We start from the raw sequence: 24,651 nt of genomic DNA, 5'->3' as shown, positions 1-24,651 counted from the left end.
GCTTCGCTTTTGCAAGTAAATGTGAAGCGAAGGGTTAGATGAAACACGTGATTTTTATGCGCGCATTAGAATGCTTGCGAATTATTATTCGTGACTATAGATAAGTGATTAATCTTGGTGTTCGTATGATTTGGCTGGCGAATGATAATCAATTAACTTTAGCGTTATCCTTCGGCTTGCAAGTTCGTAGTTGAAGTCAAAGTTAGGTAGTCTTCTAACTATTGCGCAGCTATTTAGAATGACGAGTGCCGAGTGAAGGCGCTTTCCTCACCGCATTGATACAACCCGGACAACAAACTACTGCCCCGGCTGACGGGGCGGTTCGTGTTGTCCGCGCAGCGACGGTAATCTTGGCACATTTGCTCGTGGAGTACATTTGTGCTCCATGGCTGGCAGGACGCCGCCTCGAGGCTGAGTTGAGGTATTATCCCCACCTCGCCAACGGCAGCCAACGCACCAGACAAAGGATTGCATGCCCGTCACCCCGTCCCTGCGTCACCTGTGCTTCTGTATCGTGCTCGGAGCGCTCGCCGGCTGCCGGCCAGAACCCGCACCGCCCCTCGACCAGCAGCTCTATATCTGGCAACGCCAATGGCAACCCGTCCACGAGCAGGCCCTGGCGGACAGCCGCGCCGACTTTTCGACCTTGCGCGTGCTGGCATTGCAAGCGCAGCCCAAGGCCGGGTGGAGCAGGGCGCTGGTCGACCTGCCACAGCTCAAGGCCGATGGCCGGCCGGTGATCGCGGTGGTGCGCCTGGACGGCCAGCTGCCGGCGCTCGACCTGCAGGAGGCAGGCCCACAGATGGCGCGCCTGCTGGCGGACTGGCAGGCCGTGGGTGTGCCCTTGGATGGGTTGGAGATCGACCATGACAGTGGCAGCGCTCGCCTTGCAGACTATGGCGAATTTCTCCTGCAGCTGCGCGAACAACTGCCACCTGGCCTGAAGCTGAGCATTACCGCATTGCCCGCCTGGCTCGGCAGCCCGCACCTGCCGTCGCTGTTGCAGGTGGTGGACAGCAGTGTGTTGCAGGTGCACGCAGTGAGCGACCCGCGTCGCGGCCTGTTCGATCCGGCACAGGCCAGGCAATGGGCCGAACGCTGGAGTCGCGTCGGCGACAAGCCGTTCTACCTGGCCTTGCCCGCCTATGGCGTCGCGTTGCTGCCCGACACCGGCGGCGCGCCCGTTGTGGAAAGCGAAACGCCCTTGAACCGTGGTGGCGAACGCCGCGAACTGCTGGCCGATCCACAGCAATTGGCGGACCTGGGCAGACAATTGCGCAACCAGCCACCTGCGCACCTGGCCGGGCTGATCTGGTTCCGCCTGCCGTTGCCCGGCGACCGCCGCGCCTGGAGCCTGACCACCTTGAGCGCGGTGGCGCGGGGCGATGCGCTCGCCAGCCAATGGCGGGTCGAGCTGTCCGGGCAGGCGGGGCTGCGCGACATCACTCTGGTCAATGTCGGCAATCTCGACCTGCCGATGCCTGCGCGGGTAGAGCTGGACGTCGAATCCTGTGACGCCGCCGACGGGCTCAACGGCTACCGCTTGCAGCAATCCCCGCGACACCTCACTTTCAACCGCCAGTCCAGCGCGCGTCTCGCCGCTGGCGGCCGGCGCATCCTCGGCTGGGCGCGCTGCCATGGAATCGATCAAGGAGCATGGAATGTCTACCCGTAACTGGCCCCGGCGCCTGCTGTGCCTGTCCCTGAGCGTGCCGGCCGTTCCGGCGCTGGCCTGTGGCCCGGACTTCCCGATGCAGTTGCTCGGCGACCGAGCGCACACCCTGGCCGAGTTGCCGGAGGGCAATTTCGGCTTCGAGGTGAATCGCCTCGGCGAGCAGATTGCAGGCCTCAAGCCCGCCACCGATGCGACCCTGACGCCTTACTGGGACAGTGACGATAACGACCGACCTTACCGTGAGCAGCGCAGCCGTATCGAGGCAAGCGAGCTACCGCAATCGCTGCGCGAGAAGGTCGCGCAACTGCGGGCCCTGGCGGATCCGCAACAAGTGCTGGAGCAGGGCGCCGAACTGCCGGATGAACTGCGCCTGTACATTGCCGGCGCAGTGGCTTTCGACACCAACGACCACGCCCTGGCGGCGGATTATTTCGCCAAGGTGCTGGCCCTGCCAGCTGAACAACGCAAGCTGCGCAGCACCTGGGCGGCCTACTCGCTGGGGCGGGCCTTGATGGCCCGGAGCTTCGAGGCCAGTGATGATCCGCAACAGACCCCGCAGGCCTTGCAAGCCCAGGCGCGCGAGGCTTTCCAGCAAGCCCGCGCGCTCAGCGCCGAAGGCTTCAGCGACCCATTGGAACTGGGGGTTGCCAGCCTTGGCGAGGAGGCCCGCCTGGCCAAGCTCGCTGGCGACTGGAACAGCGCCATTCGCTTGTATGCCAGCCAGAGCCGTCTGGGCTCGGGCAGCGGCTACAGCTCGCTCAGGCAGCTTGCCAACGAACTGGTGAGCCTGCCGGATGAACAGCTGAAGACGCAGTTGGCACAACCGATGCCACGCAAGCTGCTCACCGCCTATCTGCTCAGCCATGTCGGTTGGGACTACGACGGCCAGCCGACAACCCAGGCCCGGCGCCTGCCCGCGTTGCTGCAGGCCAGTGTCGGCGACCAGCTGGAAGACGCCGACCGCTTGGCTGCGTTGACCTATCAGCAAGGCAACTATGCCGCGACCAGGAGCTATCTGCAGCAGGCTGGCGATACCGGCCTTGCCTGGTGGCTGCGCGCCAAGCTGGCCCTGCGCGATGGCGACAAGGCCCAGGCCGCCGCTGCCTACGCCAAGGCCGCCGCCGCGTTCCCCCGCGAAGAGTCGTGGGGCTCGAGACAGACGCCCGATTGGGACTACGAAAGCGTGAAGCCCGGCTGCCGGGTCGAAGGCGAGGGCGCGATACTGGCACTGGAGCGCGGCGACTACCTGCAGGCCTTCGACTTGCTGTACCGCAGCCAGGACATCTACTGGCAGGATACGGCCAACGTGGCCGACCGCGTGCTGACCCTGGACGAGCTCAAGGGCTATGTCGACGCCCATGTGCCGGCGCCACCAGCGCCCAAGGTGGAAGAGGGCGGCTATGCACCGCGGCCGGTGGCGACGCAGCTGCGTGAGTTGCTGGGCCGCCGCCTGCTGCGCGAAGGCCGTTACGATGAGGCGCCCGGTTACTTCGCCACGGCCCAGTTGCAGGCCGACGCCAAGGCCTACGGCCAGCACCGCCAGGAGGCCGTCTCGCGCTGGACGCCCACGGGCCGCGCCGAGGCGCTGTTTGCCGCGGCCACCTTGGCACGCGGCGCCGGCATGGAGATCCTCGGCTACGAAATGGCGCCGGACTATGCCTGGCTGGGCGGCAGCTTCAGCCTGGGCAGTGCCACCCTGCAGCCCGGGCCGTTCATCGGTGCCGGCGAGGTGCAGCGCCAGTTGGCGACCGAGGCCAAACCAGACCAACGCTACCACTATCGTTATGTCGCCGCCGACCTGGCCAACCAGGCTGCGGACCAGTTGCCGCGCAGCAGCCAGGCCTTCGCCGCGGTGCTGTGCACGGCGGCGGGCTGGGTGCCGGGCACCGAACAGGAAAGCGCGCTGTACAAGCGTTACGTCCAGCAGGGGCCGTTTGTGCAGTGGGCAGAGGATTTCGGCAACCAGTGCGAAGCGCCCCGCTTCGACCAGGCCAACAAACGCTACGTGACAGAGAAGCTGGATGCCGCGCGGGCGGCATTGCGGCCGTACAAGGCGCAGGTGCTACCGGTGGGGTTGGTGGTGTTGGCGGGGGGGGGCTGGATGTGGTTGCGGCGGCGCAAGGCCAAGGTGTGAAACGAAAAGGGGCGGCCATCAGCCGCCCCCTGACCTTCACTTCTGTGCAGTCTTCACCCCTGCATCCTGCTTTACCGTTTCCTCAAGCGTGAAACGGCCCAACGGGTTCTGCAGGAAATTCTGGATATTGCTGCGCGAAATATTGATGTAAGGGCTGTAGTACAGGTCGATCCAGTGCACGTCCTGCTTGGCGAGCTTCTGCAGGTCCTGGTACATCTGCTTGCGCTTGACCGGGTCGGTTTCCACCCGGGCCGCGGCCACCAGCTCCTTGACCTTGTCGTTGTGGTAGCGGGTCATGTAGTTCTGGTTGGTGTCGTGGCCAAGCACGAAGGTGGTCTTCTGGTCCGGGTCGAGCACGTCGTTGGTCCAGTACATCACCGACAGGTCGTAGTCGCCGTCGACCAGCATCTGCCAGCTCTGGGTCGGGTCTACTTTCTGCAGGTTGGCGGTAATGCCGACATCGGCCAGCTGCTTTTGCACCAGCACGGCGATCTGCTCGTCGGCCTCGTTGCCGGCGTTGACCACGTAGTTGACCTTGAGCCCCTCGGCACCAGCCTTCTTCAGCAGTTCACGGGCCTTGGCCGGGTCGAACGGGCGTTGCGGGTTGTTGGCATTGTGGTACAGCGCACCCTTGGGGATGTACGAGTAGGCCGCCTCGCCATGGCCGAAGGTCACGGTTTCCACCAGCGCCTTCTTGTCGATCGCCAGGTCGATGGCCTCGCGCACCTCGACCTTGCCCAGCAGGCCTTTCTCATGGTTGATGAGCAGGTGGTCCTCGCGGGTCGACGGGTCGATGTGGATGGTCAGGCTCTTGTCTTTCTGCAGCGCGTCGACGCGGGAGAATGGCACGAAGATCGCCGAGTCCAGCTCGCCGGCCTGGACCTTGAGCATGCGCGTGTTGTCATCGGGGATGGAGATCCATTCCACGCCGTCCAGGCTGACCTTGTCGGCTTCCCAGAAGTAGGGGTTCTTTTCCAGGATCACACGGTCGCCGCGCAGCCATTCCTTGACCTTGAACGCGCCGGAGGTCACCGGCTCCTGGGCGTAGGCCTCTTCGCCGATGGCGTCCATGGCCTTTTTCGACAGGATCGACACGTTGGCGGTGGCCAGCTGGGCGAGGAACGGCACCGACTTGTTCTTCAGGGTCACCACCAGGGTGCGGTCATCCGGCGCCTCGGCCTTGTCGATGATCTTGTAGGAGTCGGCCCACAGCGAGCCGGGGTTGTCGCGGATGCGCAGCAGGGAGAACGCCGCATCGCTGGCAGTCAGCGGCGAGCCGTCGGAGAACTTGGCGTCGCGAACCTTGAAGGTGTAGGTCAGGCCGTCGTCGGAGACCTTCCAGCTTTCGGCCAGGCCCGGCAGCAGCTTGGTGCCGCTGTTATCGACACGCACCAGCACGTCGTAGACGTTGGCGAAGACCCAGCTGTCGCGGTTCTGCGCGCTCTTGATCGGGTCGAAGGTGGTGCTCTCCTCGCGGCAGCCGATGGTCAGCACGCCGGCGGCCTGGGCCATGCCGCCGGCCAGGGTGCTGGCAGCCAGCACGGCGGCGGTGAGTAACTTCAATGCGGTGGGTTTCATGCTCAAGCTCCGTTTGATGGTCATGTGGGGTGGGTCAACACGGCAGTCGCGGGTGGACGCAGGCATGGTGCCGGTTGCCCTCTGCGTGGCTGGGGGGAATGTCTGCGCCGCACTGGGGCAGCGCGTGTCGGCAACGTGGGTGAAAGGCGCAGCCGGACGGCGGCTGCAGCGGGCTCGGCGGCTCGCCGGCCAGCGGGTGCTGCGGCAGGCGCCGGGCCGGGTCGATGTCGGCGATGGACTGTACCAGCGCGGTGGTGTAGGGATGGCGCGGGTCGTCGAAGACCTCGGCCACCGGGCCTTCCTCGACGATCCGCCCCAGGTACATCACCGCCACCCGGTCGCACAGGTGGCGTACCACACCCAGGTCGTGGGTGATGAACAGCAGGGCCAGGCCCATGCGCTGGCGCAGTTCCAGCAGCAGGTTGATGATCTGCCCCTGGATCGACACATCGAGGGCGGCAACGCACTCGTCGGCGACGATTAGCCGGGGCTCGACGGCCAGCGCCCGGGCGATACCGACCCGCTGGCACTGGCCGCCACTGAGCGAACCGGGCTTGCGCTCGGCGAGCTCCGCGCGCAGGCCGACCAGGCCGAGCAGTTCGGCGACCCGGGCGGGGATCTGCGCGGCGGGCACCTTGCGCTGCACCTGCAGCACCTCGGCGAGGATCTGGCCGATGCGCTGGCGTGGATTGAGCGCGCTGTACGGGTCCTGGAAGATCATCGCGGTCTCGCGGCGCAGGCGCTCGATATCCACGCGGTTGCCCTGGTGCATGTCGCTGCCGTCGAACAGCACCTGGCCGCTGCTGGCCGGGGTCAGCTGCAGGATGGCCCGGGCCAGGGTGCTCTTGCCGCAGCCCGACTCGCCCACCAGGCCCAGGGCCTCGCCGGCGGCGAGGCTCAGTGAAGCGCCGTTGACGGCGTTGACCTTGCGTGGACGCAGGTTCAACAGGCCGCCGCCCGGGGCGGGGAACTGCACATGCAGGTCGTTGACCTGCAACAGCGTGGTCATGACAGGCCTCCGGCCAGCAGCGGGGTATGGCAGGCCAGACGATGCCCGGGGCCGATCACGCGCAGTTCCGGCAATTGTGCCCGGCAGTCAGGCGTAGCCTGGGGGCAGCGCGGCTCGAATCGGCACCCTGCGGGCAGGGCGTCGAGCAGCGGCGGTTGCCCGGCAATGGTGTTCATCAGCCCCGTGTGCCGCCGCGCCGCGGGGTGGCAGGCCAGCAGCCCGGCGCTGTAGGGATGGCGCGGCTGGCTGAGCAGGGCCTGCTTGGCGCCATGTTCACACAGGCGCCCGGCATACATCACGGCGATGCTGTCGCAGGTCTGCGCCACCACACCCAGGTCATGGCTGATCAGGATCATCGACAGGCCGCGGCGGTCGCGCAGCTCCAGCAGCAGCCGCAGGATCTGCGCCTGCACGGTCACATCCAGCGCCGTGGTCGGTTCGTCGGCGATCAGCACCTTGGGGTTGCAGCCCAGGGCCACGGCGATCATCGCCCGTTGCCGCATGCCGCCGGAGAACTCGTGGGGATAGCTGTCGACCCGGGTTTTCGGGTCGGGGATGCCGACCTGGCGCAGCACCTCGATGGCCTCGGCCCGTGCCTCGCGACGCGAGGCGCCCTGGTGCAGGCGGATGCCTTCGGCGATCTGCGCGCCGATGCGCATGAGTGGGTCGAGGTGGCTGGTGGGGTTCTGGAAGATCATGCCCAGCTCGCGGCCGCGCATACGGCGCATGCCGGCTTCGTCCAGGCGCAGCAGGTCGTTGCTGGCCAGGCGCACGGCCTGGCCTTCGAGGCGCAGGTTCGGTGACGGCAGCAGGCGCATCAGGGCACGACAGGCCAGGGTCTTGCCCGAACCGCTTTCGCCCACCAGGCCGAGGATCTCGCCCTCGCCGAGGTCGAAGGACAGGCGATCGACCAGGGTGATATCGCGTTGGCCGGCGCGGGCGATGACGCTCAGTTCGCGAACCTGAAGCAGGGCAGTGCTCATGTGCGGTCTCCCAGAAGCTCGGCGACGCCGTCGGCCAGCAGGCTGAAGCCCATGGCCAGGGTCACCACCGCCAGGCCCGGGAAGGTGCAGATCCACCAGGCGCTGGTGATGAAACTCTGTCCCTCGGCCACCATGGTGCCCCACTCAGGGGTGGGCGGCTGCACGCCAAGGCCCAGGTAGCTGACGGCCGCGCCATTGAGCAGCACCAGCACCGCGTCCGACATGCAGAACACCACCGAACCGAACAGAGCGTTGGGCAGCAGGTGGCCGAACAGCACACGTCGGTGGCTGAACCCCAGGCTCCTGGCTGCCAGGGCGAAATCGCCTTGCTTGAGCACCAGGATCTGCGAGCGGATCAACCGCGCATAGGACACCCAGCCGACCAGGGCCATGGCGATGTAGAAGCTGCCCAGACCCGGGCCGAGGATGGCCATGATCGCCAGCATCAGCACCAGGAACGGGAAGGCCAGGACGATATCGACCAGGCGCATGCAGACGTTGTCCAGCAAACCGCCAACATAGCCGGAAACCGCGCCGATGCAGGTGCCGAGCAGGAACGGGAAGATCACCCCGATCAGCGCCATCTGCAGGTCGATGCGCGCGCCCCAGATCACTCGCGAAAGGATGTCGCGACCAAAGTTGTCGGTGCCGAAGGGGTGGGCCAGGCTGGGCGCGGCCAGCCGCAGGTCGGCATCCTGTGCCAGCGGGTCGAAGGGTGCTATCCACGGTGCGCACAGGGCCAGCAGGCACCAGCCGAGGACGATCGCCAGGCCGCAGTACAGCGTCAGGCGGCCATTGCCCAAGTGCCAGGCCAGGCGCCAGCGCAGCGCCAGTGCGGGGCTCTGGCTCATTGGATGTTCACTCGCGGGTCGAGGGCGGTGGTCACCACGTCGGCGATGAAGTTCACCGCCACCGTGGCGCAGGCCAGTACCATGGCCACACCCTGGACCACCATATAGTCGCGGGTGAAGATGCCGCGCACCAGCAGCTGGCCGACGCCGGGCAGCGAGAACAGGCTCTCGATCACCACGGTGCCGCTGATCAGCCAGCCGATGTTGACCGCCAGCAGGTTGATGGTGGGCAGCATGGCGTTGGGCAGAACGTGTCGGCGCAGAATCGCGCCTTCGCCCAGGCCGCGGGCGCGTGCGGCAGTGACGTGGTCGGCCTGCAGCTCAAGGAGAATGCTCGCGCGCAGGTTGCGCACCAGTACCGCCGAGAGCGCCAGGGCGATGGTCAGGCACGGCAATACCAGGTGGTGCAGTTTGTCTGGCCAGGTGCGGCCATAGCCGGACACCGGGAACAGCCCCCAGTGCACGCTGAACAGCAGGATCAGCATCAGCCCCAGCCAGAAGGCCGGCAGGCCGAGCCCGGCGGTGGTGAACAGACGGATCAGGTTGTCGGTCCAGCCGCCCTTGTGGCGGGCGGCGAGGGTGGCCAGCGGCACGGCGATCAGCAACGCCAGCAGCACGCTGCCCAGCACCAGCAACAAGGTGGGCTCGATGCGCCCGGCGATCAGGGGCAGGGCATCGACCTTGTACAGCAATGACTTGCCCAGGTCGCCGTTGAGCAGGTTCTTCAGGAAGTACAGGTACTGCACCCAGATCGGCTCATCGAGGCCGAACTGGGCGCGAATCTTCGCGATCGCGTCCGGCGTGCTGCGCGCGCCGAGCAGCACCCGCGCCGGGTCGCCGGGGATCGAGCGCACCAGCACGAAGGTGATGATGCTGATGCCCAGCAGCACCGGCAGCAACTGCAACGGGCGAACAAGGACGAACCGGTAACGTGCCAGGTTCATCGATCAACCCCGGTTGCGCTGCAGGAAGTCCAGCAACACCGGGAAATAGGCCTGGGGTTCTTCGTAGAACGGCATGTGGCTGCTATTAGGGAACACGTGCAGCTCGGCGCGGCCGTGCAGGGCCAGGTTCATGCGCATGGCGCAGGCGGGGGTCAGTTCGTCGTGCTGGCCGGTGGTGATCAGCACCGGCATGCGGAACTCGCCCATCTGTTCTAGGCGATTCCAGTCCTTGAGGTTGCCGATATAAAGGAACTCGTTGGGGCCCTGCATGGTGCTGTACGGGCCCATGTTCCAGTCGCCCAGCGAGCGCTGGATCGGTGCGGGCCACTGCTCGAGGCGGCAGACATGGCGGTAGTTGAGCAGGGTGATGGCCGCCTGGTACTGGGGATGGTCGAGGGTGCCCAGGGCCTCGTGGCGCTGCATCATCGCCACGGTCTCGCTGCCCAGCGCGCCGCGCAGGCGTTCAAGCTCGGTGATCAGGTGCGGAATGTCGCCGACGGTGTTTTCGAGAATCAGACTTTTCAGCGACTGCGGGTGATGAATGGCGTACTCGATTGCCAGCCAGCCGCCCCAGGAATGCCCAAGCATGTGCACGCGCCCCAGGTCCAGGGCCTGGCGCACGCGTTCGACTTCGGCCACGTAGCGGGTGATGTTCCACAGGCTGTCGTCATCCGGGCGGTCGGAGGCGCCGGTGCCCAGCTGGTCGAAGGCGACCACGCGGATACCCTTGTCCTTGAGCCAGGCATGGGCGTCGCGCAGGTAGTCGCAAGGCAGCCCCGGCCCGCCATTGAGGCACAGCAGCACCTCGTCCCCTTCGCCAAAGCTGTACACCACGACGTTGTGGCCATCGACCTCTACATCGAACCGCTGGTCAGGTTGCATCTCACGCCACATCGCTACTCTCCTGTTGGCCATGGCTTGGGGCTATAACTAGCGCAGGAGAATTCGTCGCCTACAAGCTAGTGTTTCCTATAGGTTTTGTATGGCAGTCCCGCGCCAAGCCGTGGCATTCTACGTGCCGGACTTCAAGTTGGAAATCCACAAGGAACACAGGGAGTGTCAGGTATGCAGGCCAAGGTGGCTGAACTCAATTCGCGTCTGGCGTCAGGCAGCAGCCTGGACGAACAGATGGACAGCGTCGCCGACCTGGCGGCGCAACTGGGCTTCGACGCCCTGGTGTATGACTACAGCCCAGTACCGCTGGACCACACAGGCGAGCTGATCACCCCGTCCGTGGTCAGGCTGCGCCAGACCCCGAAGGACTGGCAGGACCTGTGGTGCTCCGAAGGCTTCTACCAGATCGACCCGGTGCAGCAGGTGGCCGTGTCCTCCATCGCCCCCTTCGTCTGGTCGTACCTGCCCAAGGGCGAGACCGTCCTGCAGCGCTTGATCGACAGGCGCCATGCCCCGGTGGTTGGCTACTTGCACGATGCGCAACTGACCTGCGGGGTAACCGTACCCATCCACCTGCCGCGCGGCGGCCTGGCGACCCTGACCGGCCTGCGCCCCCAGGCCAGCCAGCGCGACCTGGACGACGCCCGGGAACACCTTGCCGATTTCAGCCTGATCGCCCATGCCCTGCAGGAAGCTGCCTATCCCTTGCTGGCCAAGGAATCCGCCACCCGCGCCATCCGCCTGACCCGTCGCGAGGCCGAGTGCCTGCGCTGGGCCGCCGAGGGCCTGACGGCGGGGGAGATCGCCGACAAGCTCAACCGCTCGCTGGCGACGATTTCCCTGCACCTGACCTCGGCCATGCACAAGCTGGGGGCGAAGAACCGCGTCCAGGCGGTCGCCCGGGCGGTGCATTACCGCCTGCTCGACCCGTGAAAGGTGCAAAAAAAACCGAAAACCTAGTGAACTCTCTAGTTATGCCGCGTTGCGCGCAGGGTTATCGTGTGTTCCATGATTCACATGGAGCCGGATGAAATGGAACTCACCCAATCGCGTGAAGGTTTTGCCCCCTTTGGCGACTACCAGACCTGGTACCGCGTCACCGGCGACCTGGCCTGTGGCCGCACCCCGCTGGTCATCCTGCACGGCGGCCCGGGCTGCACCTACGACTATGTCGATGCCTATAAAGATGTCGCCGCTGGTGGCTACCCGGTCATCCACTACGACCAACTGGGCAACGGCCGTTCGACCCACCTGCCGCAGATGCCGCCGTCGTTCTGGACGGTGAAGCTGTTCCTGGATGAGCTCGACAACCTGCTCGAGCACCTGGGCATCAGCGAGCGCTACGCACTGCTGGGCCAGTCCTGGGGCGGCATGCTCGCCAGCGAACACGCGGTGCGTCAGCCCAGGGGCTTGCGCTGCCTGGTGATCGCCAACTCGCCGGCCGACATGCGCACCTGGGTGCGCGAGGCCAACCGCCTGCGCGAGGAACTGCCCGAGGACGTCCAGGAAACCCTGTTGCGCCACGAAGCCGTGGGCGACTACACCGCAGCCGACTACATCGCCGCTACCCAGGTGTTCTACGACCGCCACGTGTGCCGGCTCAAGCCCTGGCCGGAAGAGGTGGCACGCACTTTTGCCCAGGTGGAGGCCGATCCGACCGTGTACCACGCGATGACCGGGCCCAACGAATTTCACATCATCGGCAGCACCAAGGACTGGACCATCGTCGACCGCCTGCCGCGGATCAACGTGCCGAGCCTGCTGATCTCCGGGCGCTACGACGAGGCGACGCCGCTGGTGGTCAAGCCGTACCTGGACCTGATCCCCGGTATCCGCTGGGCGTTGTTCGAGAACTCCAGCCACATGCCGCATGTGGAAGAACGGGTGGCGTGCATGGGCACGGTGGTCAAGTTCCTCGACGAGAGTCTGTAGCCTTCAACGGCCGCCCGCCGGCCGACAGTTTCCCTTCCTCAGGCCTGTCCGGGTTCAACCTGGCGGGCCTGAGTTTTATCTCCTCCCAAGTGACGAGCACCATCACGTTCCCACGCGGTGATTAACAACCCAACGCCCCAGCGCTATCCTTAACCCAGTTCCCCAAGGAACCTCACCATGCGCCGGCTGCTACTGCTGTTACTGATCACCGTCATCCCAGGCTGCCAAACCCCACTGCCAGCCGCCAACCCGCAGATGGCCTGGGTCGACCTGTCGCTGCCATTCCCCAATGACCGCGTCCTGCTGGCCGAACGCCTGGACAAGCAACACCTGGATGAAGGCCGTTTCTTCCAGGTCAGCCCCGGCAGCCACGAACTGATCGTGCGCTTCGACTATGAAACGAACGGTGGGGGAGGCATGAGCATGCTGGGTGGCACCACCGTCCGCCAATGCTACCTCACCCTCGAATACGCCCATTTCCAGGCTGGTCAGCGCTATGTCCTGGAAGCCCGCTCCATGGCCCTGACACCCGAGGCGAGGCTGTACAATGCCGCCCGGGAAATCGTCGCAGAGGTCAGTGAGTTCTACTGCCTGATGTGACCGAGCCCGGTTCATTGACTGTTCGTGAAGGAATTCAACCGTTGTGTGAAGCATGAGTCGTTCGCTGTTCATTTCCCTGGATGGCCCCAAGGGCACCGGCAAGACCACGCTCCTGGAAGCCGTCACGCAAGCGCTGAGGGCGGAAAACAGGAAGGTGATCCGCATCAGCGAGAAGAAAAGCGATCCCTACCGGGGCGAAACCATGGTCCTGGTCAACCAGTTCGTCAGGAAACCCTGCCGGGACCTGGAGATGAAGGTTTGTGAGCGCCTGGCGGACAGCCGTGCCTGGATTTCCCGGCACGTGCTGGCCAAGCAGCCGACGGACAGCATCATCCTGATCGATCGCTGGTACCCGTCCGATGCGGCGTTTCGCCGGCTGGTGCCGTTTGCCGAGATCCTGCGGTTGAACATCGAACGCAACGTGCGGGTGCCGGACTTGCATGTGGGCGTTGTCACCGACCCTGAAGTCTCGTGGAGGAGGGCAGCGGCGCGGTCGCGAGGATTGAGCAGCACTGTGATGCACGCGCTGGAGGAGCATGTCGCTTGCACCCAAGCGTTCGAGCGAGTGGTTGCCGATCAAGGGTGGGTTTTATGTCGCAACGAAGGAACGCTTGAAGAGGCAACGCAGGCGTTGGTATCAGAGATCCGTAGCCTGTTTGATTAACCTGCTCGACAAGTGCCTTCTTTCGTATGCTCGAGCCACTGCTCATAGGTAATGCGGCTGATGTGTTCTGTCCGGTAGTCCTGGAGGAACGGGTTGTACTTGTTCTCTTCAGTATGGTGATGGCGGAAACCACACTTCGACTGCGCGACAAAGGACTGACTGTTGTTGGCAAAGTAACCACACCACAGCGCTTTGAGCTTCAGGGTTTCGAAGGCGTGTCGCATCACTTCCCGCACAGCTTCGGGAATCAGGCCCTGGCCCCAGTACGGTACTCCGATCCAGTAGGCGATTTCGCCTTCCTGCGCACTGATTTCGAAGTTGCTATCGCCACCGATAAGGATACCGACGCATCCTACCGCACGGCGATTTTCCCTGAACTCGACAGCATAGACCTCAGGGTGATTGAAGACCGTGCGAATGATCTCGGCACTGTTTTCCACACTGGTGTGCCGGGGCCAACCGGCGATGGGACCGACTCGCTGGTCCTTGGCGAATTCGTACAGATCCGCAGCGTCGGTGTCTCGCCAAGGGCGCAGCAGCAGTCGGGTTGTTTCCAGGCTCATCTCATGTCCTCAGTTGGCTGATCAGGTGGGGAACAGGGTAGGGAGGAAGACAGGTTCGGTATACATCAGTACCTCGGTGATTTCGGTACTTTTCGAAACTAGAAGGCCAATGGGTGATAAGATTCATCCCGTTTCAGGTCCTGGCATCTAGAGGCTATGCAGCATATTCCGCAACTTTTTACTGCTGACGACCTACCGCGCATGGGTGATACCACCCTGACCGAAGGGCTGGGAGTGCCACTCTCCTTCGGCCACACCTATCTGACGCTGCTGGTCTGCCTGTCCGGGAGCGCCCGCTTCACGCTCAACTTCAAGGAACATGTGGTCCGGCGCGGTGATGTGCTGCTGCTGGCCGAAGACACCATTGCCTTGCTCAAACGTCGCTCACGCGGATTCAAGGTATTTTTTTGCCTGATGCCAAAGGGTTTCGCTGCGGAGGTCGCCTACCAACTGCCCAACCCCCTGTTCATCTTCTTGCATGAACATCCACATTGCGTCCCGGACAGTGACGACAGGCCGTTGATAGAAGGATGGCTGGCGCAGATGCGGGATATCGTGAAGTGCTGCCCGACTTACCGGCACGTCATGCTGCGCAACCAACTGCAGAATCTTTTCCTGAAAATTGCCGAGCAGCTTCCAGCTACATACAAAGGCAGCAGGGCGTTCAGCCGCAAGGAAATGCTCAGTTGGCAATTTTGGGACTTGATCGGCAAGCACTGCACCAGGCACCGGGATGTGAAGTTCTATGCCGACGCGCTGAGCATCACGCCGTTCTACCTGTCACAGCTGACCAAAGCGTTTTTCAACGACACCGCCAAAGGCCTGATAGATCGCCAGGTGACCCAGGAAATCAAGGCGCTGCTTTCCTACAGCAATCTGGCGATCGGCCAGATCGCCGACGAGCTGAACTTTGTCGATGCCTCCTACCTGTGCCGCTACTTCAAGCGGCAAACCGGTGTTTCGCTTTCTCGCTATCGCCTCCAAGGGCAGCAGGAAGCGGGGCAGGCGTGAACCGCTTTTCGATAAACAAAGGCGTCTCGGTAGATTAAAGCCTGATGAGCGCCAGCATGTCTTCGCCGTCTGGGGCCATGCCGACCTCTTCGAAGCCAAAGCTGGAATAAAATCTTTTCGCCACGGGATTACCAGGGTTGTAGCAGATTTCAATTTCTTCCAGGCCAGGGGCTCGCTTGATTTCTTGAAGTGCCAGGCCTAGTGCTATCCTGCCGATGGATTTTTGTTGGTGCTTCTTGTCAACCATAAACCGCCAGATGGATATTTTATGGGGTGACGCCTGAACCCACATGAAAAAGCCAACAGGCTCATCGTTGGCGTAAATGGCCCGTACGGAGTATTCAGGGTTGTACGCAGCCTCCACCAGTGACCAGGTATTGCTGGCCACATAGTCTTCTTGCTCGTCTGTGACTTCCAATTCGCAAACGGCTTCATAGTTGTGCTTTGTTATTGTGGCGAGTGATATTTTCACAAAGGCTCTCTGGATTTCAATGGTTTCGAGGGTACTGAAGTACTGCTAACTTCCCGATTAGAGTATTGGAGGTTAACTGGCCGCTACCCTCAAGAACTTGTTTGTAAAAGATTGTCCGGTCCGGATATACCGCTGCCATACGCAAGGCCAAGCCAGGCCAGCCGCCGGCACTTTAAAGAGGCCTGGCGAACCGACCCGGGCCGAGGGCGGCAACCGAAACTACATGTTGTTCGAGCGCAACGATTAGCCCAGGACGTTTTACATGCGTGAAGCGTTCGACCCTCGACAGGCTCTGGACACCCACCTGGCCACCGAACACTTTCTTCGTTTTGCCGAGCAGGCTGACGCGTTGTTGGCGGATCCGTTGCAACTGATCTTCCTTGACCCGCTCCACCGCTGAAAAGCCTGCGAGTCACCAGGGAATTGGCCTGCCATCCCAGGCCCAGAAGGTACCGGTCTGTAACGGTCCATGCCGGCCGACGAGTTCGAGGATGCAACTGGCGGCAAACGCTGGCGAGAACAGTTTGTCGATTGGCACATTGCCCTGGAAGGGGCGCGATAGCGGGGTATCGGTAGTCCCGGGGTGCAGGGCAAGGACTGTTGAAGCGGGATTGAGCCGCTTGAGTTCGATGCTGGCCGTGCGCAACAGCTGGTTGAGCGCAGCCTTGCTCGCGCGATAGCTGTACCACCCGCCGAGGTGGTTGTCTCCGATCGAGCCGACCCGGGCCGACAGGGCGGCGAAGGTGACCGGTTGCTGGCGCAGCAATGGCAGCAGGTGCTTGAGCAGCAGGACAGGGGCAAAGCAGTTGGTGACGAAGCTGGCCTGCAACCCTGCCATGTCCAGTTGCGCCAGCGACTTCTCGGCGCGTGCCGGGGGGGCGTGGAGCAGGCCAAGGGTACTTAAGACCAGGTTCAGTTGCGCACAGCTGACCCGGACCTGCGCTGCCAGTGCTTGCAACGCCTGTTCATTCCGAGCATCGCAGTCGATGCGCATCAACCTGCGGCCATGGGTCAGGGCCAGAGCATCGAGCGGCGTGCTGCAATTTGCCTGGCGCGACACGGCGATTAGCAGGCCCACGTCTTCGCGTGCCAGCAGTTGTTCGCACAGGGCAAGGCCGATGCCTTGGCTGGCGCCGCAGACCAGCACGTTTGCGGGGCTGTGGAGGTTGGTGATGAGGCTCATTCGAGGTACTCCCCTGGCATGGATCGAGCTGCCCTAATTTCTATACAGCATTGGAATTTATCTGTACAAAAATATAATCTTGTACAGAATTTGTTTTCTGTACAGGTTTATCATGACCTTCGCTCTACGATTAGCCTGCTTCTGTCTGCTGTTGACCTCGCTCGCCTCGATCGGCGCGGATTGGCGAGCCACGCTGCCGGCGGCTCAACGACTGGGTGAAGGCGAGTTCACCTGGTTCGGCCTGCGCCTGTACAGCGCCCGCTTGTGGGCAGAGGGCCCGCTGCTGGACTGGGGCCGACCGTTCGCCCTGGAGCTTGCTTACCACCGGTCGTTGTCCCGGGACACCTTGGTCAAGGCCAGCATTGAGGAGATGCGTCGCCTTGGCGCCGGCAGCGTCACGGCACAACAACTCGACGCCTGGACCGGGGAAATGCAAGCGGCATTCGTGGATGTACGTCCCGGTATGCGCATCACGGGGGTGTACCTCCCGCAAGCAGGTTGCCGCTTCTACGTCGATGGCCGGCTGCGCCGTGAAGTGGCCGATGTGGCCTTTGCCCGGGCGTTCTTCGCCATCTGGCTGGATCCGCGCGCCCGGGATCCACAACTGCGCCAGCGCCTGCTCGGCCTGGCCGGCAACGATCGAGGACAATGAACATGTACAAAGCCCTGTTATTGGCCGGGTGCCTGCTGCTGGGCAGCTGTGGCAATGTCGGCGTCGAGCACTATGCCGACGAGCAACCCAAGCTGGACCTGGCGACCTTCTTTTCGCGTCCGGTGCAGGCCTGGGGCATGTTCCAGAAGCGTTCCGGCGAGGTGGTGAAGCGTTTTCACGTGCGTATCGACAGCCGCCGCGATGGCGACCGGTTGATCCTCGACGAGCAGTTTCTCTACAGCGACGGTACCCGACAGCGGCGTACCTGGACGCTGGTGCCCGATGGCCCCGGTCGCTGGCGTGGCACCGCTGGCGACGTGATCGGCGAGGCCCGCGGCGAGGCGGCTGGCAATGCGCTGCGCTGGCGTTACCAGCTGGACCTGCCGGTTGACGGGCGGCACTGGCAGGTGGACCTGGACGACTGGATGTACCTGATGGACGACGACACCCTGATCAACCGCTCGCGCATGAGCAAGCTGGGCGTGGAGATCGGCCAGGTCACCCTGTTCTTCCGCCGCCCGCCGGAGGGCACGCGATGAATCTCAATACACTTTTCGATCAGGTCGGCGCCGGCAAGGTCCGGGCGCTGGAGCTGCTGTCGCTGGAAGGCGGTTTCTACCTCCTGCGGGCCATGGCCGACGCAGGGCCGGTCACGCTGAGCGACGATCACGGGCAGGCCCTGCGCTTTCGCTCCATCACGCAGTTGCGCCAGGTGCTGGCCGGGCTGCCGCCGGTGCCGTGCATGCTGGTCCAGCACGTGGTACACGATGAAATGTGCGGGCAAGGCGACGGCCCCGTCGCGCCGCTGCGGGTGCCGGTGACGCTGGACGAGCAGTGGTAGCCCCGGCGATGCGCCTGGGCCTGGTGCTGGGCGACCAGCTGTCGTTCGAATTGGCGAGTCTCGCCGCGCTGGACCCTGCCCGCGATGCGATCCTGATGGCCGAAGTGGAGGGCGAGGCACGCTACGTGCCGCATCATCCGCAGAAGATCGTGCTTATCTTCAGCGCCATGCGTCATTTCGCCCAGGCGCTGAGGGCGCGTGGCTGGCATGTGCACTACGTCGAACTGGACGCCGACGGCAACAGTGCCAGCATTGCCGGCGAACTGCGTCGCTGGCAGCAGGCCCTGGGCGCCAGCGAGATCCACCTGACCGAGTGCGGTGAGTGGCGCCTGGAACAGACGTTACGGGAGGCAGGGCTACCGTTGGTGTGGCACCGCGACACCCGTTTCCTGTGCTCGCGAGAGGCTTTCGCACGCTGGGCCCAGGGCCGCACCCAGCTGCGCATGGAGCATTTCTACCGCGGCATGCGCAAGCGTTGCGGCCTGCTCCTGGAGCCCGACGGCAGCCCGGCGGGGGGCGCATGGAATTTCGATGACGAAAATCGCAAGCCGTTGGCGCGCGGTCTGCGAGGCCCGTTTCCGGCGCATTTTGAACAGGATGCCATTACCCGTGGCGTGGTGGCCTTGGTTCGCCAGCGTTTCAGCGACCATTACGGCGAACTGGATGGTTTCGACTATCCCGTGACTCATGCCGACGCTCAACAGCTATGGCGTCATTTTCTCGATTTCGGCCTGGCGGCGTTTGGCGACTATCAGGACGCCATGGCTGAAGGCGAGCCCTACCTGTTCCATGCGCGCATCAGCGCGGCGCTGAACATCGGGCTGCTGGACGTGCGCTGCCTGTGCGAGGAGGTGGAAGACGCCTGGCGCCAGGGCCGGGTGCCGCTCAACGCCGCAGAGGGCTTCATTCGCCAGTTGATTGGCTGGCGCGAGTATGTGCGCGGTATCTACTGGCTGCGCATGCCCGAATACGCCGGGCTCAACCGCCTGGGCAACACGCGTGGCCTGCCGGACTTTTACTGGACCGGGCAGACGCGCATGCGCTGCATGGCGCAGGCCATCGGACAGACCTTGCGCCTCGGTTACGCGCATCACATCCAGCGGCTGATGGTCACCGGCAACTTCGCCCTGCTGGCCGGTATCGTGCCCGCCGCGATCTGCCAATGGTACCTGGCCGTGTACATCGACGCGTTCGACTGGGTAGAACTGCCCAACACCCTGGGGATGGTGATGCACGCCGATGGCGGTTACCTGGGTTCCAAACCCTATTGCGCCAGTGGTCGCTACATTCAGCGGATGTCCGATCACTGCAAGGCCTGCAGCTTCAGGGTGGACAAGGCGGTCGGTGAAGACGCTTGCCCATTCAATGCGTTGTACTGGCATTTTCTCATTCGCCACCGCGCCCAGCTTTCAGGCAATCCTCGTCTGGCCTTGGTGTATCGCAGCCTGGACGGCATGGCGCCTGCCCGTCGCGAGGGCGTGTGGCAACGCGGCCAGGCGTTGCTGGCGCGGCTCGATGCCGGCCAGGACTTATGAAGAAGCAGCATCTTCCAAGCAAGGTATGCGCGGCATGCGGCCGGCCTTTCACCTGGCGCAAGCGCTGGGCGCGGTGCTGGGCGCAGGTGCGCTACTGTTCCGAACGCTGCCGCCGCTCAGCGCCGCGCGGCGAGGCGCACCAGCAAGGGCAGGGCCAGGGCCCAGACCGGTACCAGCAGCAAGCCCGTGGCCACGGGCCCCAGGGGCAAGGCGACATCGGCCAGCCCGGCACCGCTCAGGTACGCCAACGGGCCACCCAGCGCGCCGACTGACGCACCGCGCCAAAACGGCCAACCCGCCCAGGCCAGGCTGTGGCGCAAGCCGCTGGCCAGCACCAGCCACAGCAGCGCCAGCCACAATGGCAGTGGCCATGCCTCGAAACGAAAAATCCCAATTGCCCCCAGCAGACCGTCCAGCATGCAACCGGCCAAGGTCACGCGTAACAGTGCGCCGACTTCGGTGCTGCGGGCCGGGCACAGTTTAAGGTGCACGGCCAGCCCCAGCGGCACCAGGAGCAATAGCCAGGGAACCTTGGCGCCCAGCACGCAGGCCCACCAGCCCACCTGCAGCCATAGCGCATTGGCGATCAGCCAGGCGCGGGGCATCGTCATTGCCCGGGCAACGGCGCCCGCCGCGCCTGGGGCGCCGCCCACAGCAGCTGGGCCACGCCGATGGCCCGTTCCTCGAAGCCGCCTTGGCAGTAGCACAGGTAGAACTCCCACAGGCGCTGAAAGGTCTCGTCGTAGCCCAGTGCCGCCAATGTGCCGCGCGCCTGGCGCAGGTTGTCGCGCCAATGCCCCAGGGTGAGTGCGTAGTCGACGCCGAAATCCTCCAGGTGCACGAGGTTGAGCGCGGTGCGACGGCTGGCGGTGTCCAGCAGCACGCTCAGCGAGGGCAGGGCACCGCCGGGGAAGATGTAGCGCTGGATGAAATCCACCGAGCGCCGCGCCTGGGCGTAGCGCTGGTCACGGATGGTGATGGCCTGCAGCAACATCAGCCCGTCGGGCTTGAGCAGTGACGCGCACTGACGGAAGTACACCGGCAAGTAGCGGTGGCCTACCGCTTCGATCATCTCGATGGAGACCAGTTTGTCGAAAGTCCCCGTCAAGTCGCGGTAGTCGTCGCACAACACGGTCACCCGCTGCTCCAGCCCCAGGTCCTTCACCCGTTGCAGGGTATAGGTGTACTGCGCGTGCGACAGGGTCGTGGTGGTCACCCGGCAGCCGTGGCGGGTGGCGGCGTGGATCGCCAGGCTGCCCCAGCCGCAGCCGATTTCCAGCAGGTGATCCTGCGGACTCAGCTCGAGCTTCTGGCAGATGCGCTCCAGCTTGCGCCGCTGAGCCTGCTCCAGGGATTGTTCGGGGTGCTCGAACTGCGCGGCCGAATACATCATGGTCGGATCCAGCAGTTGCTCGAACAGGGTATTGCCCAGGTCGTAATGGGCCAGGATGTTGCGACGGGCGCCTTGGCGGTTGTTGCGGTTGAGCCGGTGCAGCAGCCGCAGGGCAGGGCGGCCGAGGCGTGCCAGGCCGCCCTCGAGGGCGTCGAGCACATCGAGGTTGGCCACGAACAGGCGGGTGACCAACGCCAGGTCCGGGCTGCGCCAGTAACCATGGATATAGGCTTCGCCCGCGCCGATCGAGCCATTGCCGGCGATCAGGCTCCAGGCGGTGTCGTCGAGTATCTCCACCTCGGCCTGCAGCGCGCTGCCGGGGTCGCCGAACGTCCACTGGCGACCATGGCAGAGTAGGCGCAGATGGCCATGACGCAGCTTGCCCAGCTGGGCGAGCACGGCCTTGCGCGCCAAGCCGCCGAGCAGTGGCGCCAGGCCCGCGGACTTGCTAACGCTCAGGGTCGGATTGGACATGATCGGGGTCCTCGCAGGGGTGGCCGAGTGCCAGGTTGCCTCGGCTGGCGGTGTGGTCGTGGATGGGCGTGCGTTTGATGAAAAGGCGCAGGGCTTGCCAGTAGATGGCCGAGACGGTGCGCAGGCTGATCCAAGGGAAGGCCAGGATGTAGTCGCGCACAGCCTTGCGATTCAGCGGCCGGCGCTTCAGGGCCAGGTCGGCCTCGAACACTTTCTGGCTGCCTTGCCAGTTCTCCATGTGGATGCGCATCTGTGCCTGGTCCAGGTGAAAGCGCACCCGATAGTCCATGTCCAAGGGCATGAACGGCGACACATGAAAGCGCTTGGCCATGGCGAAGGTTTTCGCCGGGTCGCCTTGCACCGGCAGCACATAGTGGAAACGCTGCCGCCACGGGGTGTTGCGCACCTCCAGCAGGATCGCCGCCAGATGTCCGTCGCGGTCATGGCAGAAATAGAAGCTCACCGGATTGAACGACAGCCCCCAGCAACGCAGCTGGGTCAGCAGGCACACTGGCCCGTCGGGCATTTGCCCCGTGGCCTGGCTCACCAGCAATCGCGCGGCCTGGGCCAGCGGCTGACCTTGGTGGGTGAGGCTCGGCAGGTAGTCGGTTTCCCGCCAGCAAAGCGGGGCCAGGCGCCAACGCCCCAGCCAGCGAGACAGGCCCATCAGCCAGGCTTGTTCGTCCAGATCCAGGTAGAACAGGCCGATCCGGTAACGAAAGGCATGGGGCCGCGGACTCAGGCGCCGATGACTGAGCCAGCCCAGGCACAGGCCACTGTTCACAGTTGCTCTCCGAAGTGCCTGGCCACCTGCAACGCACTGACCACGCCGTCCTCGTGGAAGCCATTGCCCCAGTAGGCGCCGCAGAAATAGCTGTGCTGTTGGCCTTGCAGTTGCGTTTGCCGAGCCTGCGCGGCGGATGCCGCCAGGCTGTACTGCGGATGGGCGTAGCTGAAGCGGGCGAGGATCTGCGCAGGGTCGATCAGCGCGGTCTGGTTCAGGCTGACGCAGAAGGTCGTCGGTGCCTGGATGCCCTGCAGGATGTTCATGTTGTAGGTCACCGCGGCCGGCGCCTGCTCGGGGCCGCCCAGGCGGTAGTTCCAGCTGGCCCAGGCGTTACGGCGGCGCGGCAGCAGGCGGGTGTCGGTGTGCAGCACCACGTCGTTGTCCGCGTAGCCGATGGCACCCAGCACGGCACGCTCGTGCACGCTCGGCGCCTCCAGCAGCGCCAGGGCCTGGTCGCTGTGGCAGGCGAATACCACGTTGTCGAAGCGCTCGGTGCCGGCGTCGCTGACCAGGGTGACACCGCCTTCGTCGCGGCCGACCCGGTGCACCTTGCAGTCAAGGCGGATGCGTTCGGCGAAGGGTCGGCACAGCGGGGCGACATAACTGCGAGAACCGCCCGCGACGACACGCCACTGCGGGCGCTGGTTCACCGACAGCAAACCGTGGTTGCGACAGAAGCGCACGAAGAACGCCAGCGGGAAGCCGAGCATATCGGCACGGGACATGGACCAGATGGCCGAGCCCATGGGCACGATGTAATGCTCAATGAAACGCGGGCCGTAACCGCGTTCATGAAGATAAGCGCCCAAGGTGGTGGTGGCGTCGATACGCTGGTGCTCGAGGTCGGCGAGAGCCTGCCGGTTGAAGCGCAGGATATCGCGCAGCATGCCCCAGAAGCCCGGCGACAGCAGGTTGCGGCGCTGGGCAAACAACGTGTTCAGGTCGTGCCCGTTGTATTCCAGACCGCAGAGTGGATCATGCACGGAGAAACTCATCTGCGTCGGCTGCGAAGCGACTCCGAGCTGTTCAAGCAAACGGATGAAATGGGGATAGGTCCAGTCGTTGAAGACGATGAACCCCGTGTCGATGGCATGGCGCTCACCGCGCCACAGCACGTCGACAGTGTGGGTGTGGCCACCGACCCAGCCGGCGGCTTCGAATACCGTTACTTCGTGTTTGCGCGACAGCAGGTAGGCGCAGGTCAGGCCCGCGATGCCGCTGCCAATGATGGCTATACGCATGGTTGCTCAGTCCGTTTCTTGACGTGCCAGGCGCCGGCCCAATGCCAGGCGCGCCCGCGCCGGCAGCACTCCGAGCAGGCGCAATCCCCAGGTGAACAGGCGCGGAAAGTTTATTTCCAGGGGGCGACGCGGCAGCCGTCTGGCGATGTGCTGGGCGGCGCGCTGGGCCGACCACAGCTGCGGCATCGGGAAATCGTTGCGCCGGGTCAGTGGCGTGTCGACGAAGCCCGGGTTGACCAGCGTGACGTCGATGCCGGCTTGCGTCAGATCGATGCGCTGCGACTCCACCAGGTAGCGCACGGCGGCCTTGGACGCGCCATAGGCACCGGCCCGGGGCAAGGCCAGCCAGGTCACCGAGCTACCCATCACCACCAGGTGAGGACGTGCGCCGGCCCGCAGCAGGGGCAGGGCGGCCGCCAGGCAATGGCTGAGGCTCAGCAGGTTGGTGCGCATCACGCGCTCGACCAGCGCCGGATCGAACCGGCCGGGCTCCAGGTATTCGCAGGTCCCGGCGTTGAAAATCGCCAGGTCCAGTGCGCCCCAGGCCTGGCGAATGCGGGCTGCTATCTGCGTGACCTGCTCCGGATCGTCCAGATCACCGTTGGCCAGCAGCACCTGCCCGGGAAAGCGCTCGGCAAAAGGCACCAGTTGCTCGATCCGGCGACCGCCCAGGGCTACCTGATGGCCTTGCTCCAGCAGGCACTGCGCGAGCGCCGCGCCGATGCCGCTGCTGGCACCGGTCAACCAGCAGCGGCTCATGCCAACCGCCCCTTGAGCCAGCGAATCGCCCCGCCCATCAGCGGAACATGCTCGTAGAGCAGGGCGCCTGCGTCGAAGAAATCCTGGTGGAAATGCACCCGATCATGCCATTGCAGGTAGCTGCAGCCTTGCAGGGAAACCGGGCGACCGCCGGCCAGCCGGGGGTGACGAAACTGCAGGGTCCAACGCAGGTACCCTTGCCCGGTCTTCACCTCGTCGACACCAGAGAAGACATAGCGGATGTCATGGGCGTTGGCGTACAGCTGGGCGAAATAGGCCCGCAGGTCGCTTAGCCCATCAATCTGATGCAGCGGGTCGCGGAAAGTGACGTTCTCGCTGTACAGGTTTTCCAGCGCTTCGAGGTGCTCTCCATCGAGCTGGGCGAAGCGCTCGGCGAAATTCTGCAGGTACGTTGACATGCTCGGCTCCGGGAAATCCTGTACAACCGGTATTTTTTGTACAGGTATAAACGAAGC

General features: G+C 64.3%; 26 protein-coding genes and 2 pseudogenes. 13 read left to right on the top strand and 15 right to left on the bottom strand.

Annotation, left to right across the window (positions count from 1 at the left end):
• Nucleotides 1-472 precede the first annotated feature (472 nt).
• Together ACQ4OD_RS01225 and ACQ4OD_RS01220 are read left to right on the top strand one after the other, a co-directional pair.
• Nucleotides 473-1,675 (top strand): DUF3142 domain-containing protein, encoded by a 1,203-nt coding sequence (locus ACQ4OD_RS01225; protein ID WP_430943748.1) that lies wholly within the window; start codon nt 473-475, stop codon nt 1,673-1,675.
• Nucleotides 1,662-3,809, top strand: a complete 2,148-nt coding sequence (locus ACQ4OD_RS01220) for a hypothetical protein (RefSeq protein ID WP_430943747.1) — start codon at nt 1,662-1,664, stop codon at nt 3,807-3,809. Before ACQ4OD_RS01225 ends, ACQ4OD_RS01220 begins: the two co-directional genes overlap by 14 nt.
• A 36-nt stretch (nt 3,810-3,845) precedes the next feature.
• On the opposite strand, the gene ACQ4OD_RS01215 is transcribed toward ACQ4OD_RS01220, so the two are convergent.
• From ACQ4OD_RS01215 to ACQ4OD_RS01190, 6 genes are read right to left on the bottom strand one after another with little or no spacing between them, the layout of a single operon-like run.
• Nucleotides 3,846-5,387: an ABC transporter substrate-binding protein gene (locus ACQ4OD_RS01215; protein ID WP_102681945.1), complete on the bottom strand. Its 1,542-nt coding sequence runs from the start codon at nt 5,385-5,387 to the stop codon at nt 3,846-3,848.
• A gap of 34 nt (nt 5,388-5,421) precedes the next feature.
• Entirely contained in the window at nt 5,422-6,396 is a 975-nt protein-coding gene (locus tag ACQ4OD_RS01210; RefSeq protein WP_258597905.1) for an ABC transporter ATP-binding protein, read from the bottom strand.
• Nucleotides 6,393-7,379: an ABC transporter ATP-binding protein gene (locus ACQ4OD_RS01205; protein WP_430943746.1), complete on the bottom strand. Its 987-nt coding sequence runs from the start codon at nt 7,377-7,379 to the stop codon at nt 6,393-6,395. Before ACQ4OD_RS01205 ends, ACQ4OD_RS01210 begins: the two co-directional genes overlap by 4 nt.
• Nucleotides 7,376-8,230 (bottom strand): ABC transporter permease, encoded by an 855-nt coding sequence (locus ACQ4OD_RS01200; protein WP_102681948.1) that lies wholly within the window; start codon nt 8,228-8,230, stop codon nt 7,376-7,378. The genes ACQ4OD_RS01205 and ACQ4OD_RS01200 overlap by 4 nt, the downstream gene beginning before the upstream one ends.
• A complete protein-coding gene (locus ACQ4OD_RS01195; protein ID WP_111532829.1) occupies nt 8,227-9,174 on the bottom strand; it encodes an ABC transporter permease in 948 nt (315 codons plus the stop codon). Before ACQ4OD_RS01195 ends, ACQ4OD_RS01200 begins: the two co-directional genes overlap by 4 nt.
• A gap of 3 nt (nt 9,175-9,177) precedes the next feature.
• On the bottom strand, nt 9,178-10,068 hold the full coding sequence (locus ACQ4OD_RS01190) for a proline iminopeptidase-family hydrolase (RefSeq protein WP_023631947.1): 891 nt from the start codon (nt 10,066-10,068) through the stop codon (nt 9,178-9,180).
• 171 nt (nt 10,069-10,239) lie between these two features.
• On the opposite strand from ACQ4OD_RS01190, the gene ACQ4OD_RS01185 reads away from it, so the two are divergent.
• The 4 genes from ACQ4OD_RS01185 (at nt 10,240) to ACQ4OD_RS01170 (ending at nt 13,264) form a co-directional block, all read left to right on the top strand.
• Nucleotides 10,240-11,001 (top strand): LuxR family transcriptional regulator, encoded by a 762-nt coding sequence (locus ACQ4OD_RS01185; protein WP_102681950.1) that lies wholly within the window; start codon nt 10,240-10,242, stop codon nt 10,999-11,001.
• A 99-nt stretch (nt 11,002-11,100) separates the two neighbouring features.
• Nucleotides 11,101-12,000 (top strand): proline iminopeptidase-family hydrolase, encoded by a 900-nt coding sequence (locus ACQ4OD_RS01180; protein ID WP_198754148.1) that lies wholly within the window; start codon nt 11,101-11,103, stop codon nt 11,998-12,000.
• 177 nt (nt 12,001-12,177) lie between these two features.
• The gene (locus ACQ4OD_RS01175; RefSeq protein ID WP_430943745.1) at nt 12,178-12,600 is read left to right on the top strand and encodes a hypothetical protein; all 423 of its coding nucleotides are present in this window, start codon (nt 12,178-12,180) and stop codon (nt 12,598-12,600) included.
• Between the two features lie 52 nt (nt 12,601-12,652).
• Nucleotides 12,653-13,264, top strand: a complete 612-nt coding sequence (locus ACQ4OD_RS01170; protein WP_198754150.1) for a dTMP kinase — start codon at nt 12,653-12,655, stop codon at nt 13,262-13,264.
• Here ACQ4OD_RS01170 and ACQ4OD_RS01165 read toward each other — a convergent pair.
• Nucleotides 13,261-13,827, bottom strand: coding sequence for a GNAT family N-acetyltransferase (locus ACQ4OD_RS01165; protein WP_430943744.1), 567 nt, complete (start codon nt 13,825-13,827; stop codon nt 13,261-13,263). The genes ACQ4OD_RS01170 and ACQ4OD_RS01165 overlap by 4 nt on opposite strands.
• A gap of 156 nt (nt 13,828-13,983) precedes the next feature.
• Between ACQ4OD_RS01165 and ACQ4OD_RS01160 the strand changes: the two genes are divergently transcribed.
• Complete coding sequence (locus ACQ4OD_RS01160) at nt 13,984-14,838, top strand: helix-turn-helix domain-containing protein (protein ID WP_430943743.1); 855 nt, start codon at nt 13,984-13,986, stop codon at nt 14,836-14,838.
• A 34-nt stretch (nt 14,839-14,872) separates the two neighbouring features.
• Here ACQ4OD_RS01160 and ACQ4OD_RS01155 read toward each other — a convergent pair whose 3' ends face one another.
• Entirely contained in the window at nt 14,873-15,310 is a 438-nt protein-coding gene (locus ACQ4OD_RS01155) for a GNAT family N-acetyltransferase (protein ID WP_111532833.1), read from the bottom strand.
• A 137-nt stretch (nt 15,311-15,447) separates the two neighbouring features.
• Here ACQ4OD_RS01155 and ACQ4OD_RS01150 point away from each other — a divergent pair.
• Nucleotides 15,448-15,710, top strand: a pseudogene (locus tag ACQ4OD_RS01150) (putative quinol monooxygenase).
• A gap of 12 nt (nt 15,711-15,722) precedes the next feature.
• Here ACQ4OD_RS01150 and ACQ4OD_RS01145 read toward each other — a convergent pair.
• Nucleotides 15,723-16,493 (bottom strand): SDR family NAD(P)-dependent oxidoreductase, encoded by a 771-nt coding sequence (locus ACQ4OD_RS01145; RefSeq protein WP_430943742.1) that lies wholly within the window; start codon nt 16,491-16,493, stop codon nt 15,723-15,725.
• A 112-nt stretch (nt 16,494-16,605) separates the two neighbouring features.
• Here ACQ4OD_RS01145 and ACQ4OD_RS01140 point away from each other — a divergent pair, with 112 nt between their 5' ends.
• From ACQ4OD_RS01140 to ACQ4OD_RS01120, 5 genes and pseudogenes are all read left to right on the top strand, one after another.
• Nucleotides 16,606-17,145 carry a chalcone isomerase family protein gene (locus tag ACQ4OD_RS01140; RefSeq protein WP_430943741.1) on the top strand — a complete coding sequence of 180 codons (540 nt, stop codon included), beginning with the start codon at nt 16,606-16,608 and terminating at the stop codon, nt 17,143-17,145.
• A gap of 2 nt (nt 17,146-17,147) precedes the next feature.
• Entirely contained in the window at nt 17,148-17,684 is a 537-nt protein-coding gene (locus tag ACQ4OD_RS01135; RefSeq protein WP_430943740.1) for a DUF3833 domain-containing protein, read from the top strand.
• Nucleotides 17,681-17,986 (top strand): DUF6482 family protein, encoded by a 306-nt coding sequence (locus ACQ4OD_RS01130; RefSeq protein WP_430943739.1) that lies wholly within the window; start codon nt 17,681-17,683, stop codon nt 17,984-17,986. Before ACQ4OD_RS01135 ends, ACQ4OD_RS01130 begins: the two co-directional genes overlap by 4 nt.
• An 8-nt stretch (nt 17,987-17,994) precedes the next feature.
• Entirely contained in the window at nt 17,995-19,521 is a 1,527-nt protein-coding gene (locus tag ACQ4OD_RS01125; RefSeq protein ID WP_430943789.1) for a cryptochrome/photolyase family protein, read from the top strand.
• A pseudogene (locus ACQ4OD_RS01120) lies at nt 19,518-19,640 on the top strand (DUF2256 domain-containing protein); the annotation flags it as partial. The gene ACQ4OD_RS01125 and the pseudogene ACQ4OD_RS01120, both read left to right, overlap by 4 nt.
• Here the strand turns inward: ACQ4OD_RS01120 and ACQ4OD_RS01115 are convergent.
• Genes ACQ4OD_RS01115 through ACQ4OD_RS01090 form a run of 6 tightly spaced genes read right to left on the bottom strand, consistent with a single transcriptional unit; the run spans nt 19,638 to nt 24,594 of the window.
• Nucleotides 19,638-20,126: a DUF2878 domain-containing protein gene (locus ACQ4OD_RS01115; RefSeq protein ID WP_198754157.1), complete on the bottom strand. Its 489-nt coding sequence runs from the start codon at nt 20,124-20,126 to the stop codon at nt 19,638-19,640. The pseudogene ACQ4OD_RS01120 and the gene ACQ4OD_RS01115 overlap by 3 nt on opposite strands.
• 2 nt (nt 20,127-20,128) lie before the next feature.
• On the bottom strand, nt 20,129-21,388 hold the full coding sequence (locus tag ACQ4OD_RS01110; RefSeq protein ID WP_277504087.1) for an SAM-dependent methyltransferase: 1,260 nt from the start codon (nt 21,386-21,388) through the stop codon (nt 20,129-20,131).
• Nucleotides 21,363-22,172, bottom strand: a complete 810-nt coding sequence (locus ACQ4OD_RS01105) for a DUF1365 domain-containing protein (RefSeq protein ID WP_430943738.1) — start codon at nt 22,170-22,172, stop codon at nt 21,363-21,365. Before ACQ4OD_RS01105 ends, ACQ4OD_RS01110 begins: the two co-directional genes overlap by 26 nt.
• On the bottom strand, nt 22,169-23,416 hold the full coding sequence (locus ACQ4OD_RS01100) for an NAD(P)/FAD-dependent oxidoreductase (protein WP_214501688.1): 1,248 nt from the start codon (nt 23,414-23,416) through the stop codon (nt 22,169-22,171). The genes ACQ4OD_RS01105 and ACQ4OD_RS01100 overlap by 4 nt, the downstream gene beginning before the upstream one ends.
• A 6-nt stretch (nt 23,417-23,422) precedes the next feature.
• Complete coding sequence (locus tag ACQ4OD_RS01095) at nt 23,423-24,175, bottom strand: SDR family NAD(P)-dependent oxidoreductase (RefSeq protein WP_258601063.1); 753 nt, start codon at nt 24,173-24,175, stop codon at nt 23,423-23,425.
• Complete coding sequence (locus tag ACQ4OD_RS01090; protein ID WP_258601061.1) at nt 24,172-24,594, bottom strand: nuclear transport factor 2 family protein; 423 nt, start codon at nt 24,592-24,594, stop codon at nt 24,172-24,174. The genes ACQ4OD_RS01095 and ACQ4OD_RS01090 overlap by 4 nt, the downstream gene beginning before the upstream one ends.
• Between the last annotated feature and the right edge of the window lie 57 nt (nt 24,595-24,651).

Source organism: Pseudomonas sp. WC1 (genome assembly GCF_050586565.1).
In the GTDB taxonomy this organism is placed as follows: Bacteria; Pseudomonadota; Gammaproteobacteria; order Pseudomonadales; family Pseudomonadaceae; genus Aquipseudomonas.
The sequence above is the reverse complement of the archived record's forward strand: the minus strand, read 5'-3'. Positions and strand labels throughout refer to the sequence as shown.

Coding starts and splice junctions, on each gene's coding strand:
- ACQ4OD_RS01225 (WP_430943748.1), top strand. CDS start 473: ATGCCCGTCACCCCGTCCCTGCGTCACCTGTGCTTCTGTATCGTGCTC.
- ACQ4OD_RS01220 (WP_430943747.1), top strand. CDS start 1,662: ATGTCTACCCGTAACTGGCCCCGGCGCCTGCTGTGCCTGTCCCTGAGC.
- ACQ4OD_RS01215 (WP_102681945.1), bottom strand. CDS start 5,387: ATGAAACCCACCGCATTGAAGTTACTCACCGCCGCCGTGCTGGCTGCC.
- ACQ4OD_RS01210 (WP_258597905.1), bottom strand. CDS start 6,396: ATGACCACGCTGTTGCAGGTCAACGACCTGCATGTGCAGTTCCCCGCC.
- ACQ4OD_RS01205 (WP_430943746.1), bottom strand. CDS start 7,379: ATGAGCACTGCCCTGCTTCAGGTTCGCGAACTGAGCGTCATCGCCCGC.
- ACQ4OD_RS01200 (WP_102681948.1), bottom strand. CDS start 8,230: ATGAGCCAGAGCCCCGCACTGGCGCTGCGCTGGCGCCTGGCCTGGCAC.
- ACQ4OD_RS01195 (WP_111532829.1), bottom strand. CDS start 9,174: ATGAACCTGGCACGTTACCGGTTCGTCCTTGTTCGCCCGTTGCAGTTG.
- ACQ4OD_RS01190 (WP_023631947.1), bottom strand. CDS start 10,068: ATGTGGCGTGAGATGCAACCTGACCAGCGGTTCGATGTAGAGGTCGAT.
- ACQ4OD_RS01185 (WP_102681950.1), top strand. CDS start 10,240: ATGCAGGCCAAGGTGGCTGAACTCAATTCGCGTCTGGCGTCAGGCAGC.
- ACQ4OD_RS01180 (WP_198754148.1), top strand. CDS start 11,101: ATGGAACTCACCCAATCGCGTGAAGGTTTTGCCCCCTTTGGCGACTAC.
- ACQ4OD_RS01175 (WP_430943745.1), top strand. CDS start 12,178: ATGCGCCGGCTGCTACTGCTGTTACTGATCACCGTCATCCCAGGCTGC.
- ACQ4OD_RS01170 (WP_198754150.1), top strand. CDS start 12,653: ATGAGTCGTTCGCTGTTCATTTCCCTGGATGGCCCCAAGGGCACCGGC.
- ACQ4OD_RS01165 (WP_430943744.1), bottom strand. CDS start 13,827: ATGAGCCTGGAAACAACCCGACTGCTGCTGCGCCCTTGGCGAGACACC.
- ACQ4OD_RS01160 (WP_430943743.1), top strand. CDS start 13,984: ATGCAGCATATTCCGCAACTTTTTACTGCTGACGACCTACCGCGCATG.
- ACQ4OD_RS01145 (WP_430943742.1), bottom strand. CDS start 16,493: ATGAGCCTCATCACCAACCTCCACAGCCCCGCAAACGTGCTGGTCTGC.
- ACQ4OD_RS01140 (WP_430943741.1), top strand. CDS start 16,606: ATGACCTTCGCTCTACGATTAGCCTGCTTCTGTCTGCTGTTGACCTCG.
- ACQ4OD_RS01135 (WP_430943740.1), top strand. CDS start 17,148: ATGTACAAAGCCCTGTTATTGGCCGGGTGCCTGCTGCTGGGCAGCTGT.
- ACQ4OD_RS01130 (WP_430943739.1), top strand. CDS start 17,681: ATGAATCTCAATACACTTTTCGATCAGGTCGGCGCCGGCAAGGTCCGG.
- ACQ4OD_RS01125 (WP_430943789.1), top strand. CDS start 17,995: ATGCGCCTGGGCCTGGTGCTGGGCGACCAGCTGTCGTTCGAATTGGCG.
- ACQ4OD_RS01115 (WP_198754157.1), bottom strand. CDS start 20,126: ATGCCCCGCGCCTGGCTGATCGCCAATGCGCTATGGCTGCAGGTGGGC.
- ACQ4OD_RS01110 (WP_277504087.1), bottom strand. CDS start 21,388: ATGTCCAATCCGACCCTGAGCGTTAGCAAGTCCGCGGGCCTGGCGCCA.
- ACQ4OD_RS01100 (WP_214501688.1), bottom strand. CDS start 23,416: ATGCGTATAGCCATCATTGGCAGCGGCATCGCGGGCCTGACCTGCGCC.
- ACQ4OD_RS01095 (WP_258601063.1), bottom strand. CDS start 24,175: ATGAGCCGCTGCTGGTTGACCGGTGCCAGCAGCGGCATCGGCGCGGCG.
- ACQ4OD_RS01090 (WP_258601061.1), bottom strand. CDS start 24,594: ATGTCAACGTACCTGCAGAATTTCGCCGAGCGCTTCGCCCAGCTCGAT.